Annotated in this window: 10 protein-coding genes and 1 pseudogene; 8 read left to right on the forward strand and 3 right to left on the reverse strand. The window is 73.5% G+C overall.

What is annotated here, in order from left to right; all coding sequences use genetic code 11:
- Positions 1 to 306: 306 nt before the first annotated feature.
- From ACYVPE_RS04405 to ACYVPE_RS04420, 4 genes are all read left to right on the forward strand, one after another.
- Complete coding sequence (locus tag ACYVPE_RS04405) at positions 307 to 1335, forward strand: ATP-binding cassette domain-containing protein (protein ID WP_461032044.1); 1029 nt, start codon at positions 307 to 309, stop codon at positions 1333 to 1335.
- A gap of 125 nt (positions 1336 to 1460) precedes the next feature.
- Positions 1461 to 2255 (forward strand): ABC transporter permease, encoded by a 795-nt coding sequence (locus ACYVPE_RS04410; RefSeq protein WP_461032183.1) that lies wholly within the window; start codon positions 1461 to 1463, stop codon positions 2253 to 2255.
- Positions 2256 to 2338: 83 nt separating this feature from the next.
- Entirely contained in the window at positions 2339 to 4057 is a 1719-nt protein-coding gene (locus tag ACYVPE_RS04415; protein ID WP_461032045.1) for a DUF885 domain-containing protein, read from the forward strand.
- A gap of 115 nt (positions 4058 to 4172) precedes the next feature.
- Positions 4173 to 4406 carry a DUF2277 domain-containing protein gene (locus tag ACYVPE_RS04420; protein ID WP_461032046.1) on the forward strand — a complete coding sequence of 78 codons (234 nt, stop codon included), beginning with the start codon at positions 4173 to 4175 and terminating at the stop codon, positions 4404 to 4406.
- On the opposite strand, the gene ACYVPE_RS04425 is transcribed toward ACYVPE_RS04420, so the two are convergent.
- Positions 4390 to 4956 (reverse strand): RDD family protein, encoded by a 567-nt coding sequence (locus ACYVPE_RS04425; RefSeq protein ID WP_461032047.1) that lies wholly within the window; start codon positions 4954 to 4956, stop codon positions 4390 to 4392. The two genes, ACYVPE_RS04420 and ACYVPE_RS04425, sit on opposite strands and share 17 nt — an antisense overlap.
- A 198-nt stretch (positions 4957 to 5154) precedes the next feature.
- Between ACYVPE_RS04425 and ACYVPE_RS04430 the strand changes: the two genes are divergently transcribed.
- The 4 genes from ACYVPE_RS04430 to ACYVPE_RS04445 all read left to right on the forward strand — a co-directional run bounded on the left by ACYVPE_RS04430 (position 5155) and on the right by ACYVPE_RS04445 (position 11032).
- Positions 5155 to 6123, forward strand: coding sequence for a pectate lyase family protein (locus ACYVPE_RS04430; RefSeq protein ID WP_461032048.1), 969 nt, complete (start codon positions 5155 to 5157; stop codon positions 6121 to 6123).
- A gap of 208 nt (positions 6124 to 6331) precedes the next feature.
- Positions 6332 to 9643, forward strand: a complete 3312-nt coding sequence (locus ACYVPE_RS04435) for a substrate-binding domain-containing protein (RefSeq protein WP_461032049.1) — start codon at positions 6332 to 6334, stop codon at positions 9641 to 9643.
- Positions 9644 to 9700: 57 nt separating this feature from the next.
- Positions 9701 to 10507 carry a class I SAM-dependent methyltransferase gene (locus ACYVPE_RS04440; RefSeq protein WP_461032050.1) on the forward strand — a complete coding sequence of 269 codons (807 nt, stop codon included), beginning with the start codon at positions 9701 to 9703 and terminating at the stop codon, positions 10505 to 10507.
- Between the two features lie 75 nt (positions 10508 to 10582).
- Positions 10583 to 11032, forward strand: coding sequence for a DNA-binding protein (locus ACYVPE_RS04445; protein WP_461032051.1), 450 nt, complete (start codon positions 10583 to 10585; stop codon positions 11030 to 11032).
- A gap of 16 nt (positions 11033 to 11048) precedes the next feature.
- On the opposite strand, the pseudogene ACYVPE_RS04450 reads toward ACYVPE_RS04445, so the two are convergent.
- A pseudogene (locus ACYVPE_RS04450) lies at positions 11049 to 11406 on the reverse strand (WhiB family transcriptional regulator).
- A 328-nt stretch (positions 11407 to 11734) separates the two neighbouring features.
- A complete protein-coding gene (locus ACYVPE_RS04455; RefSeq protein ID WP_461032052.1) occupies positions 11735 to 12727 on the reverse strand; it encodes a ketopantoate reductase family protein in 993 nt (330 codons plus the stop codon).
- Positions 12728 to 12819: the final 92 nt, after the last annotated feature.

Here is a 12819-nt window from a genome sequence, read left to right on the forward strand (position 1 = left end):
TGGGGGTGGCCAGGTCCCCCGTCGAGCTCATCGAGTTCCTGCGCCGCGCCGGCCTCGACCCGGACGAGGTGCTGCTCGAGGACCCCACCCTCGTCGAATGGCGCGGCGGCGGCCCCGAGGTCTGGACGACGCGGCCCGACGGGTACCCCGACGCGCGCCCCGAGACGTAACCCGGCAGGCATCCCGACGCTGATCCCGACACGAATCCTGACATCAACGGCCGTTGACGGATGAGTTCCGGGCCCGGCCCTGGTCTACCCCCATGACAGGACACGGACGAGTTGTACGTCGATGGGGATGCGAGAGATGAGAGAGCGAACGGCCGATCCTGGCGGGATGGCGATCGAGACGTCCGGCCTGGTCAAGGTCTTCGGAGAGCAGCGCGCGGTCGACGGCGTCGACCTCGCCGTGCCGGCCGGCACCGTCTACGGGGTGCTGGGGCCGAACGGCGCGGGCAAGACCACCGTCGTCAGGATGCTGGCCACCCTGCTGCGGCCGGACGGCGGCGAGGCCCGGGTCTTCGGGCACGACGTGGCGCGCGAGCCCGACCTGGTGCGGGCCAGGGTGAGCCTGACCGGGCAGTACGCCTCGGTCGACGAGGACCTGACGGGCGCGGAGAACCTGGTGCTGCTGGCCAGGCTGCTCGGCCACCGCAAGCCGGCCGCGCGGGAGCGGGCCGCCCGGCTGCTCGACGCGTTCGGGCTCACCGAGGCGGCCGACCGGCAGGCCAAGAACTACTCGGGCGGCATGCGGCGCAGGCTCGACATCGCGGCCAGCATCCTCAACACGCCCGACCTGCTGTTCCTCGACGAGCCGACCACCGGCCTCGACCCGCGCAGCCGCAACCAGGTCTGGGACATCGTGCGGGTGGTCGTCGCCCAGGGCACCACGGTGCTGCTGACCACCCAGTACCTGGAGGAGGCCGACCAACTCGCCGGCCGGATAGCCGTGATCGACCGGGGGCGGGTGATCGCCGAGGGCACGCCTGGGGAGTTGAAGTCCTCGGTCGGCGCCGGCGCCGTCCACGTCAGGCTCCGCGACCCGGGGCAACGCGCCGAGGCCAGGCGGGTGTTGGCCATGGTGCTGAAGGCACAGGTGCAGCTGGCCCCCGACCCGGTGGCGCTGACCGCCCGGGTGATGCCGGAGGGCGCCGGCGCGACGGAGCCCGCCGTGCTGGCCGCCAGGGCGCTGGCCGAGCTGGCGGCCCAGGGCATCACCGTGGACGACTTCTCGCTCGGCCAACCCAGCCTGGACGAGGTCTTCCTGGCGCTCACCGGCAAGAGCACGGACGAGTCCACCGCCCGGCACGACGAGAAGCAGGAGGCCGCCGCGTGAGCACCGCCACCGACCCCACCACGACCGGCCGGCCCGACGAGCCGGCCGGGACCGCGACCGGGACCGCGGCCGGGACCGCGACCGGGACCGAGGCTGCGGACACCTATGTCCCGGCGGCCGCGGCGCTGGCCGCCGTGCTCGACCCCACGACCCCCCGGCCGCCGCGGCCCAGCGCGCTCTCCGCCTCCGTCACCTTCGGCTGGCGCGCGATGCTCAAGATCAAGCACGTGCCCGAGCAGCTCTTCGACGTCACCGTCTTCCCGATCATGATGACGCTGATGTTCACCTACCTCTTCGGCGGCGCGCTGGCCGGCTCGACCAGCGAGTACCTCACGTACCTGCTGCCCGGGATCATGGTGATGAGCGTGATCATGACCACGATGTACACCGGGGTCTCGGTCAACACCGACATCCAGAAGGGGGTGTTCGACCGCTTCCGCACCCTGCCGGTCTGGCGGCCGGCCGCGATGGTCGGCTACCTGCTGGGCGACATGGTGCGCTACGTGCTGGCGTCGCTGGTGATCCTCGGCGTCGGCCTGGCCCTCGGCTACCGGCCGGGCGGCGGGGTGCTCGGGGTGGCCGCCGGGATCCTGCTGCTGGTGGCGTTCTCGTTCGCGTTCTCCTGGATCTGGACGCTGTTCGGCCTGGTGCTGCGCTCCGAGAAGTCCGTGATGGGCGTCAGCATGCTGGTGATCTTCCCGCTGACGTTCCTGAGCAACGTGCTGGTCGAGCCGGAGACCATGCCAGGCTGGCTCCAGGTCTTCGTGGACGTCAGCCCGGTCACCCGGCTGGTGGCGGCCGTGCGCGGCCTGATGGACGGTGCGGCGGACGTCGGCGAGATCACCTGGGTGCTGGTCGCCGGGCTGCTGCTGGTCGCCGTCTTCGGCACCCTCACCATGCACCGCTACAACCGCAGATGACCCCAGGCGCCCCGCGCCCGGCGGCGCCGGGGCGGGCGCGGGCGTCCCTTCCTTCGGCGCGGCCGCTGTACGAGGATGGCGCGATGAGCACTTCGCCCTCCGCGCCATCCGCGCACTCCGACGCCGCCGGCCCGGCCACCCCGCGCGCCGTCGCGGACGCCTACGTCGAGACCCTGGCCGACCTGGACCCGCTGTACGGCACCAGCCTCGGCATCCGCCCCGGCGTGGCCGACCTGCCGGACCTCTCGCCCGCCGGCCACGAGGCCGTGGCCGCGGCCGGGCGCGCCATCCTGGCGGAGCTCGACGCGGGGGAGGCGGCGGCCGGCGGCTCCGGCGCGCAGCCGGCGGTCGCGCGGCGGGCCGGCCGGCTGCTGCGCGAGCGGCTGACCGCGACGCTCGCCCAGCACGACGCGGGCGAGCAGCTGCGGGACGTCTCCAACCTCTTCTCTCCGGTGCACCAGCTGCGTTCGGTCTTCCTGATGATGCCGACCGAAACCCCCGACGACTGGGCGGTGATCGGCCGCCGGCTCGCCAACGTGCCGGCCGCGCTCGCCGGTTACACCACCTCGCTGACCGAGGGCGCCCGCCGCGGGCTGACCGCCGCGCCGCGCCAGGTGACCACCGTCGCCGGCCAGTTGGACGCCTGGCTGGCCGCCGACTGGTACCGGGAGTTCGCGGCCGGCGGCCCCGAGGCTCAGCGCGAGGAGCTGGTCGCGGCGGCCGGGCGGGCCACCGAGGCGCTCGACACGCTGCGGCACCACCTCCGCGAGAGCTATCTGCCGGGAACCGAGGGCACCGGGGACGGCGTCGGCACCGAGCGCTACCTGGCCGGCGCCCGCCGCTGGACCGGCTCCGACCTCGACCTCGACGACGCCTACGCCTTCGGCTGGGCCGAGTACCACCGGATCGCCGAGGAGATGCGGGCGGCGGCCGCCGAGGTGCTGCCCGGCGCGTCGCCGCTGGCCGCGATGCACCACCTGGACCGGGACGGCGAGGCCGTCGAGGGCGTGGACGCGATCCGCGACTGGCTGCAGAACCTGATGGCCGAGGCCATCGAGGCGCTGGACGGCAAGCACGTCGACCTGGCCCCGCCGGTGCGGCGCGTCGAGGCCATGATCGCCCCGCCGGGCAGCGCCGCCGCCCCCTACTACACGCGCCCGTCGCTCGACTTCGCCCGGCCGGGCCGCACCTGGCTGCCGACCATGGGCGCGACGCGGTTCCCGCTCTGGCAGCTGGTGTCCACCTGGTACCACGAGGGCGTGCCGGGACACCACCTCCAGCTGGCCCAGTGGGTGCACGTCCAGGACCAGCTCTCCCGCTACCAGGTCAGCGTCGGCTCGGTCAGCGCCACCACCGAGGGCTGGGCGCTCTACGCGGAGCGGCTGATGGACGAGCTGGGCTTCCTCACCGACCCGGGGCGCCGGCTCGGCTACCTCTCCGCCCAGATGCTGCGCGCGGTGCGGGTGATCATCGACATCGGCATGCACACCGGGCGCCGCGTCCCGGCCGGCGAGTCCTTCCACCCGGGCGAGGTGTGGACCCCGGAGCTCGCCGCGGAGTTCTTCGCCGTGAACACCGGCTGCGATCCGGCCTACACGGAGTCGGAGCTGACCCGCTACCTCGGCATGCCGGGCCAGGCGATCAGCTACAAGCTCGGCGAGCGCGCCTGGCTGGAGGGCCGGGCGGCCGCCCGCGCCGCGGCCGGCGCCGAGTTCGACGCGAAGTCCTGGCACATGGCGGCGCTCTCCCTCGGCTCGCTCGGCCTCGACGACCTGGCGGCGGAGCTGGCCACGCTGCGCTGAACGCTCCGCTGGAAAGCCGCGACGGGCCGCCCTGGCCTGCGGCGGTGTGGGGCGTCGTGCGGCGCCGTCGTGGCTGGTGCACCCACTCGGCGGAGCCGCCCTGCACACTGGAGGCATGTGCCGCAGCATCAAGACCCTCCGCCCCCCGGCCACCCCGGACGTCACGACCGACGACGTCCGGGCCGCCGCGCTCCAGTACGTCCGCAAGGTCTCGGGCTTCCAGCGCCCGGCCGCCCACAACCAGGCCGCGTTCGACGAGGCGGTGGCCGCCGTCACGGCGGCCACCGAGCGCCTCCTCGACCAGCTGGTGGTCAGGGGCGCCGGCGGCCGGGCTACCAGCGGGTCCTGACCACCACGCTGGTGGCCACCTTGTCGTGCAGGCACTGCCGGTAGGGCTTGTCCCAGGTGCACCAGAGCGGGTCGAGCAGCACCAGCACGTACCCGGTGAACAGGAACATCAGGCCGAAGGCCCACCGCCCGACGGCGGCGCCGGCCGTGAGGTTGCGGCCGGTCTCCAGGCGGGCCACCCGCAGCCCGAGCAGCCGCTTGCCCAGCGTGGCCCCGTACCGGCAGTGCGTGAACGGCTCGTAGCACAGCAGGAAGATCGGGCACACGACCCAGACGGCTATCCGGGCCACCCGGATCACGTCGTCGTCCGGATCCCGGTGCATGGCCTCGCCCCAGCCGACCATGCCGACGACGACCGCGGCCATGAGCAGCAGGTCGAGCAGCCTGGCGAGGAGCCGGACGCCGCGGTTGGCCAGCGCCCGCGGCGGCGGCCCACCGGGCACGTGCCCGGCGTAACCGTGCCAGCTGTCACCGTGCCCGGCGTACGCCTGCCCGCCGAACGGCGTGCCGTACCCGCCCGGTGGGTACGGTGGCGGCGGTGGGTGTGTCACGGAGCGGTCCTGGGTCATCGGCACAATCAACGGGCCGGCCCGACCGCGAGTCAACCGTCAACCCCACAGTTGAACACGGCCCTCGCCCACGCGGCCAGCGCATCGCGTCATAGTCCACACACAGCCCGTCATCGTCCACAGCGCCGGCCCTAGCATCAAAACGATTCATCCCCCACCAGACTCCGGACGGAGAATCCCATGCGCAGGACGAGCGCGCGGTTCAGGCTGGGCAGTGCAGTGGCAGTGATGACGGCGGTGGTGACGCTCGGCGGGCTCCTCACCGCGACCAGTGGCGTGGCGGCCGAGCCCGTCGAGACGGTGGCCGTCGGCACCCCGACCGGCTTCGGGCGGGCCACCACCGGCGGTGCGGGCGGCAGCGTGGTCACGGTGACGTCCGCCAGTGCCTTCACCTCGGCGGCATCGAGCAGTACCACCCAGGAGATCCGCGTCAGCGGCACCATCACGCTGCCGAGCACGACCCGGGTGGCCTCCAACAAGACCATCATCGGCGTCGGCAGCAACGCCCGGATCACCGGCTACGGGCTGAACATCCGGCAGGCCAACAACGTGATCGTGCAGAACATCACGTTCAGCGGCTCCGGCGACGACGGAATCCAACTCGAGTACTCCACCAACGTGTGGATCGACCACAACAACTTCTCGAACAACTACGACGGCAGCCTGGACATCAAGCGCGCCTCGGACAACGTCACCGTGTCCTGGAACCGCTTCTCCAACCAGGACAAGAACAGCCTCCTCGGACACTCGGACGACAACAGCTCCGAGGACTCGGGACGGCTGCGGGTGACGTACCACCACAACTGGTACGACGGCGTGAACCAGCGCAACCCGCGCGTGCGGTTCGGCAACCCGGTGCACGTGTACAACAACTACTACAGCAACGTCGGTAGTTACGGCGTGGCCTCCACGACCAACGCCGGCGTGCTGGTCGAGGGCAACTACTTCGAGAACACCGACGACCCTTTCCACCGGGGCGAGGGCAGCTCGCCGGCCGGCGCGCTGGTGGCCCGTAACAACCACTTCGTGAACTCGGGCACCGGCCAGAGCGGCGGCAGCGTCGCGGGCATCCCGTACAGCTACAGCGTCGACACCCCCTCGGGCGTCAAGTCCAGCGTGACCTCGGGGGCCGGCGTCGGTCGGATCTGACCCGGTTCAGGAGCCGACCCGACCCCGGATCGCTCCGGAGGACCGACACACGCGGCCGCGGGCCGGCGGCGCGGTAACCACCGCGCCGCCGGCCCTTGTCGGCTTGCCGCGCCGGCGCTATCGTCCACGCCACCTGAGCGCGCCGCGGGAAGCGCGGCCGCTCGGCGAGCCCAGAGCCGTCCGTCCGTCCCAGGAGCGAGGAAGCCCCATGGCGGAACACGGGTCCCCACCGGCGTGGCAGCCAGGCGGCCGGCGTCCACGGCCGTCGAGGCCCACCATCGGCCTGGTCACGGCCAACATCCACCTCGGCGTGGGCGCGTCCCTCTGGTCGGGGGTGCTGGAGGCCGCGGAACGCGAGGACGTCAACATCGTCTGCTTCCCTGGCGACGCCCTCACACCGGGCGGCGCGCCGCGCAACGCGGTCTACGAACTCCTCGACCGAGCCGGCCTCGACGGCGCGATCTGCTGGACGTCCACCCTCGGCCTGCCGGTCGGCGGCGAACGCGCCGCCGCGCTGGTCGACCGGCTCGGCGGGCTCGGCCAGGTGATCAGCCTCAACCGGGCGTTGGACGGCCACGAGACGCTGCTGCTCGACTCGTACGCCGGCATGCGGAAGGCCGTCGGGCACCTCGTCGAGCACCACGGCCGCCGCCGACTCGCCTGCCTGCGCGGGCCGATGGCCAACCCGGTGGCGCTCGACCGGTTCCGCGCCTTCAGCGACGCGCTGGCCAGGCACCGGATCCCCAGGGACCGGGCGCTGGTCTCCGCCTCCCTCGACTACGCGGCCGGCGCCGGCGCCTCGGCGATGCGGGTGCTGCTCGACGTCCGCGGGCTGCGCCCGGGCCGCGACTTCGACGCCGTGGTGGCGTGCAGCGACGTGCTGGCCGCCGACGCGCTGCGGCTGCTCACCGAGCGCGGCGTGCGGGTGCCCGAGGACGTCGCCCTGATCAGCTTCAACGACTCGGTGGAGGCCAGGATCAGCGACCCGCCGCTGACCTCCGTCGCGCTGCCCTTCGGCGAACTCGGCTCGCTCGCCGTGGAGACCATCCTCGCCAGGCTGCGCGGCGTCCGCCCGCCGGAGCGCCGGGTGGTGCCAGGCACCCTGGTGATCCGCAGGTCCTGCGGCTGCCCGACGCCGCTGGTCACCCAGGGCGGCGAGGAGCCGGAACCGGCGGCGGCCGGGTTGCCCGGGTCGCCGCTCGAACCAGGGGCGCCGCTCGACGAGGAGCTGCTCGCCGCCCTCCGCGCGGACGCCGCCAAGCCGGCGGACCCCGCGGGCGGCGGCCCGTTCCTCAGCGGTCTGGAGCGACGCGTCGGCGCCACCGGGACCTTCGAGGACGCCGCCGCCTGGGACCGCGCCCTGCTGCGGCTGCGCGCCGCGGCGCCGCCCGGCCCGCGGGCCGAACGCCTCGTCGGCCAGGCCAGGTTGATGGTGGCCGACAAGTCGCGACGGCTCCTGGAGTACGACCGCTGGACCCTGGAGCAGGAGTCCGGGCGGCTGCGCGCCCTGTCCACCACCCTCACCACCGCCGTCGACCTGGCCGAGATCGACGCCGCCCTCGACCGCCACCTGCCCCGACTCGCCGTCCCAGGGCACCGGTTGGTGGTCGCCGGGGACCGGCCGCCCAGGGACGCCGAACCGCCGCCGCTGCCGCCGCCGGACGGCGAACACCGGTTCACCGCCGTGCTCGAACCCCTGCACATCGGCGAGGAACCCCTCGGCTACGCCGTGTTCGACGCCGGGCCGCGCGCCGTCGCCGCCCGGCACGGCGCGCTCTACCGGGCGCTCGGCGAGCAGATCAGCGCCGCCCTCAAGGGAGTTCGGCTGTTCACCGAGGTGCGCAGGGCCAGGGACGCCGCCGAGCAGGCGAGCAGCTTCAAGACCCGGCTGCTCGGCAACGCCACCGACGAGCTGCGCAGCCCCGTCGAGGCGATCCTCGGCCACACCGCGCCCGGCGACCCCGCCCACGAGGAGGCGGCCAGGCTGCTGCGGCTGATCGACGACCTGCTCGACCTCTCCCGCTCCGAGATCGACGCGCTCGGCCTCGACCGCCGGCTCCTCGACCCGCGCCCGCTGTTCGCCGAGGTCTTCCAGGACACGGCGCCCGGCGGCCGGCTCCGGCTGCCCCGCCGGCTGCCCGCGCTGTGCGCCGACCCCGACCGGCTGCGGCAGATCGTCCACAACCTGTTGACGGCCGCCGGCCGTTACCCCGACCTCGTCGTGGACGTGGACCCGCCGTGGCTCACCGTGCTGGTCACCGGGCCCGAGTTGGCGGCGCCGGCGCACGAACCGGCCGAGGACGAGCGGTACTTCCAGCCCTTCGCGGCCCGCGGCCCCGGCGGCCGTCTTGGCCTCGCCATGGCCCGCCGGCTCGCCGTGCTGCACGGCGGCTCGCTGGCCCTGCACCGCGGCCCTGGACCGTACGGCTTCCGCCTCGACCTGCCGCTGCCCACCCCCGCCGAGCCGAGCGGGCCGCACCCCGGCGAGGCGCCGCCTGGCCGCACCCTGCTGGTGGTGGAGCGCGCGTTACCCGAACTGGGCGCCGTCGCCCGGCGGCACGGGCTGCGCCCGCGCCGGCCGCACCCGGACGAGGACATCGCCACCGTGGCCGCCGCCCACCCGCCGGCCGCCGTCGCCTGGGACGCCTCGCAGGCGACCCCGCAGGAGTGGGCCACCGTCCGCCGGCTGCACGACCATCCGGCGCTGCGCCACGTGCCGTTCCTGCTCTACGGACCGGTCGCGGGGCGGGACCTCAACCAGGCGCTGCACGCGCTGCGGCCCCCCGGGGTCGCCGCGCCAGCGGTGGTGGTGGGCGGCTCAGCCGCGTCGCGCGAGACGTTCCGGCGGCTGCTGACCGGCGTGCTGCCAGGGCGCACCGTGCGGGCGGCGGCGGACGGCACGGCGGCGCTCGCGCTGCTCGCCGAGGAGGCGCCTGGGCTGCTGGTCGTGGAGCGGGCGCTGCCCGACATGGACGGCTTCGAGCTGGTCGACCGGCTCTGGCACGACTGCCCGGTGCTGATGCTGAGCGCCGAGGGGTTCACCTTCGCCGACGTGCGGCGCGCCGAGCCGCACCCGGGGCTGCTGCTGCTCGGCCGGGGCATCCTCACCGAGGAGGAGACGGCCAGGCTGCTGACGTCGTTGACGTCGTTGACGTCGTTGACGTCGTCGGCCTCGGAACGGCAGCGCCAGCAGCGCGCCGCCGACCCGGCGCCGGTGCGCTACGCGCTCGCCTACATCGAGCAGCACTACCGGCACCGGTTCTCGCGCTGGCAGATCGCCCAGGCCGCCGGCGTCAGCGAGGACCACCTGGGCCGCCTCTTCCACCGCGAACTCGGCCTGACGCTCTGGGAGTACCTGACCCGGCTGCGCATCGAGCGCGCCAAGGAGCGGCTACAGCGGAGCGACGACAACGTGCAGACGATCGCCCGCGCGGTCGGCTTCCACGACCGGGCCTACTTCAGCCGGGTCTTCCGCCGGCTGACCGGGGTGGCGCCGCACGCCTACCGCGACGCCTCCTGAGCCGGTCGTCGAAAACCCCTGGCCGTCCGCGGCCCGGCGTTGCTACGGTCGCCGACCGTGACTGACGACTGGCTGACGACGAACCGCGAGAACTGGGACGACCGCGTGCGGATCCACGCGGCCAGCGACTTCTACGACCTGCCAGGATTCCGCGCCGGCGGCTCGCCGCTCCGCGCCTTCGAACGCGACGAGTTGGGCGACGTGGCCGGGAAGCGGCTGCTGCACCTCCAGTGCCACATGGGGCAGGACACCCTGTCCTGGGGGCGGTTGGGGGCCGAGGTCACCGGACTCGACTTCTCCGCCAGGGCCGTCGAGCAGGCACGGGAGCTGGCGGCGGAGACCGGCCTCGCCGACCGGGCGCGGTTCGTGGTCTCCGACGTGTACGAGGCCGGGGCCGCGCTGGGCGGCGAGCGGTTCGACATCGTCTACACCGGCCTCGGCGCGCTGGTCTGGCTGCCCGACCTGGCCCGCTGGGCCGAGGTGGTGGCCGGGCTGCTCGCCGAGCGCGGGGTGCTCTACCTGGTGGACTTCCACCCGGTCACCGACATGCTGGCCGACGAGGACGGCAGCACGGTGCGGCACGACTACTTCGCCACCGAGCCGCTGGTGGCCGACTACGCGCACACCTACACGGACGGGCCGCCGCTGGAGAAGACGGGCTCCGTGCAGTTCCTCCACCCGCTGGGGGAGATCGTCACCGCGCTGGCCGGGGCGGGGCTGGTGATCGAGTTCCTGCACGAGCACCCGTTCACGATCTTCGCGCGCTATCCGGTGCTCACCGAGTCCGAGCCGGGGATCTTCGGCTACCCGGCGGGGCAGCCCAGGGTGCCGCTGATGTTCTCGATCCGGGCGAGGCGCGGTTGACGCCCCACAATGCTTGAACGATCCGTTCAGTTCAATGTGTTGACAATGGATGCTTGGTGCGGGCAGTCTTGAGGCATGCCAGAAGCACTCGCACCCGATCCCTTCACCCCGCCGGACGCCGCGCAGGCCCGTGAACACCGGGGAGCCGCCGCGCTGTTCAGGATCGCCGAGCGGCACGCCGCCACCGAGGCCCAGCGGGCCCGCCAGGTGAACGCGTACCTCCCGGCCCCGCACGAGGCCGTGCGGCTCGTCGCGTTCCTGCTGAGCGGCGCCGCGCTGCCCGAGGAGGGCGAGCCGGAGGTCGACCAGGCCGACATCATGGCCGCGCTGACGCTGCTGCCCCGGGTGCGTGCCGAGTTGGACGAGATGGAGGCCGGGCTGCTCACCATGGCCAGGGGGCGGGGGCTCACCTGGCAGGAGCTGGCCTTCGGCCTCGGGCTCGGCACCCCGCAGGCCGCACGGCAGCGGCTCGCCAGGCTGGCCGAGCGGACGCCCCAACCCGACGAGCAGGGGCCCGGGGAGTAGGGCTGGGCGCCGAGGGTCAGGCGATTCTGGAGGCGGAGGGCCGCACCGTCCGCTGTTCGTAGTCGGCCTTGGCGGTCTGCAACAGCCGCTGCCACGAGGCCACCGTGGGGCGCCTGCGCAGCAGGGCCCGGCGCTCGCGCTCCGTCATGCCGCCCCAGACGCCGAACTCCACGCGGTTGTCGAGCCCGTACGCCAGGCACTCGGCCCGGACGGGGCAGCCACTGCACACCGCCTTGGCGCGGTTCTGCGCGGCGCCCTGTACGAACAGTTCATCCGGATCCGTCTTGCGGCAGACCGCGTGCTTAGTCCAGTCCACAACCCAGCTCATGCCGGTGCCGTTCCTCTCCCAGACGAGGGCTCCCCCACGGCGGCAAGTGGCATATGACCGCTTGCCAGTTGAGGACGTTACGGAAGGCAGGCGGCAACGCAACACCCCCTATGGGCCTAATCTTGGATGGCCCAATCGGACTATGCGGCGCGCGAAGTAACCCTTGTGAGGGATGTTGGGTGTCTGGGTGAGGGGAACGAGGACTCTCTCTGTGGATACCCAGCAAGACGGGAAACCACCCATCCGGGCTAAGGCGACTTGACGGCGCCACAGCGGGTGGAATAAGGGCGTTCGCAAACGACGGTACCCCCGGGACGCGCGCGCCGCCGGGGGTATCGGGAAAAAAGTGGGAAGTGCCGGGCGCCGGCGGCCGGTCAGACCAGCGCGGCCAGCTCGGCGGCCGGCAGCGAACCGGGCTCGCGCCCCTCGCGGGCGAAGGTGTTCGCGATCGCGACCAGCGCCTCGTTGACCGGCGTCGGCACCCCGTGCAGGCGCCCGAGCAGCACGATCTCGCCGTTGAGGTAGTCCGCCTCGATGCTGCCGGTGCCGCGCCGCAGGCTCTGCCAGGACGAGCCGCGGCTCTCGGGGGCGCCGGGCACCGGCTGGATGTCCATCCGGTCGCCACGCAGCGCGAGTTGCTCCTCCTGGTCGGCGAAGGCTATGCCGGCCGCCGTCAGCGCCGCGACCCCCTCGGCCGCCGCCCGCTTCACCAGCTGGCCGAGCGCCGGATCCGAGCCAAGCGGCCCGGCGACCGCCTCGACCGCGTTGCCCAGGTTCATCAGCAGCTTGGCGTACTTCCAGCGCATCACGTCCGCCCGCGCCGGGGCGAGGAAACGCGCGCTCTCCAGGTCGGCGGCGATCCGGCGCGCCGTGTCGTCGACGCCGTCCAGGTCCGCCGGGCCCGTCGTTCCGGGGAAGGGCCCGACGTGCAGCATCCCGGTGAGCGGCGCGCAGGGCGCGACCACCACGCCGGGTTCGAGGAACAGCGAGGGCAGCCACACGCACACCCCGTAGACCCGCCGGAACCGGCGCAGCGCCAGCCGCTCGTTGGCCACCCCGTTCTGCGCGCACAGCAGCGGCAGGTCGCCGGCGACCGGTGCCCAGGCGTCCAACGCGGCCACGGTGTCCTGGGTCTTGACGGCCAGTACCAGCACGTCCTCCGCGGTCGGCCGGTACTCCTCTGGCCCGGCGAGCACGGGGAGCCGCAGTGTCAGCGACTCGTCGGGGGTGAGCAGCCGCAGCCCGTGCTCCCGCAACGCCGCCCCGTGCGCGCCGCGCGCGACCAGCGCGACCTCGTGACCAGCCTGTGCCAACCGCCCGCCGATGGTGCCGCCGACCGCGCCGGCGCCGATGATGATGTAGCGCATGCGGCCATTCTCACCCCGGCGCACATCGGTCGCGTGGGCGGGAACTTTGACCCGGTTATTCGCGTCATGCTCACAACAGTCCTTGTCATTGC

It is taken from the genome of Streptomyces mayteni, assembly GCF_054783955.1.

What these genes read in the sequence shown, in the direction of transcription:
- ACYVPE_RS04405 (WP_461032044.1), top strand. Translation starts at nt 307, where the DNA reads ATGAGAGAGCGAACGGCCGATCCTGGCGGGATGGCGATCGAGACGTCC.
- ACYVPE_RS04415 (WP_461032045.1), top strand. Translation starts at nt 2,339, where the DNA reads ATGAGCACTTCGCCCTCCGCGCCATCCGCGCACTCCGACGCCGCCGGC.
- ACYVPE_RS04420 (WP_461032046.1), top strand. Translation starts at nt 4,173, where the DNA reads ATGTGCCGCAGCATCAAGACCCTCCGCCCCCCGGCCACCCCGGACGTC.
- ACYVPE_RS04430 (WP_461032048.1), top strand. Translation starts at nt 5,155, where the DNA reads ATGCGCAGGACGAGCGCGCGGTTCAGGCTGGGCAGTGCAGTGGCAGTG.
- ACYVPE_RS04435 (WP_461032049.1), top strand. Translation starts at nt 6,332, where the DNA reads ATGGCGGAACACGGGTCCCCACCGGCGTGGCAGCCAGGCGGCCGGCGT.
- ACYVPE_RS04445 (WP_461032051.1), top strand. Translation starts at nt 10,583, where the DNA reads ATGCCAGAAGCACTCGCACCCGATCCCTTCACCCCGCCGGACGCCGCG.
- ACYVPE_RS04455 (WP_461032052.1), bottom strand. Translation starts at nt 12,727, where the DNA reads ATGCGCTACATCATCATCGGCGCCGGCGCGGTCGGCGGCACCATCGGC.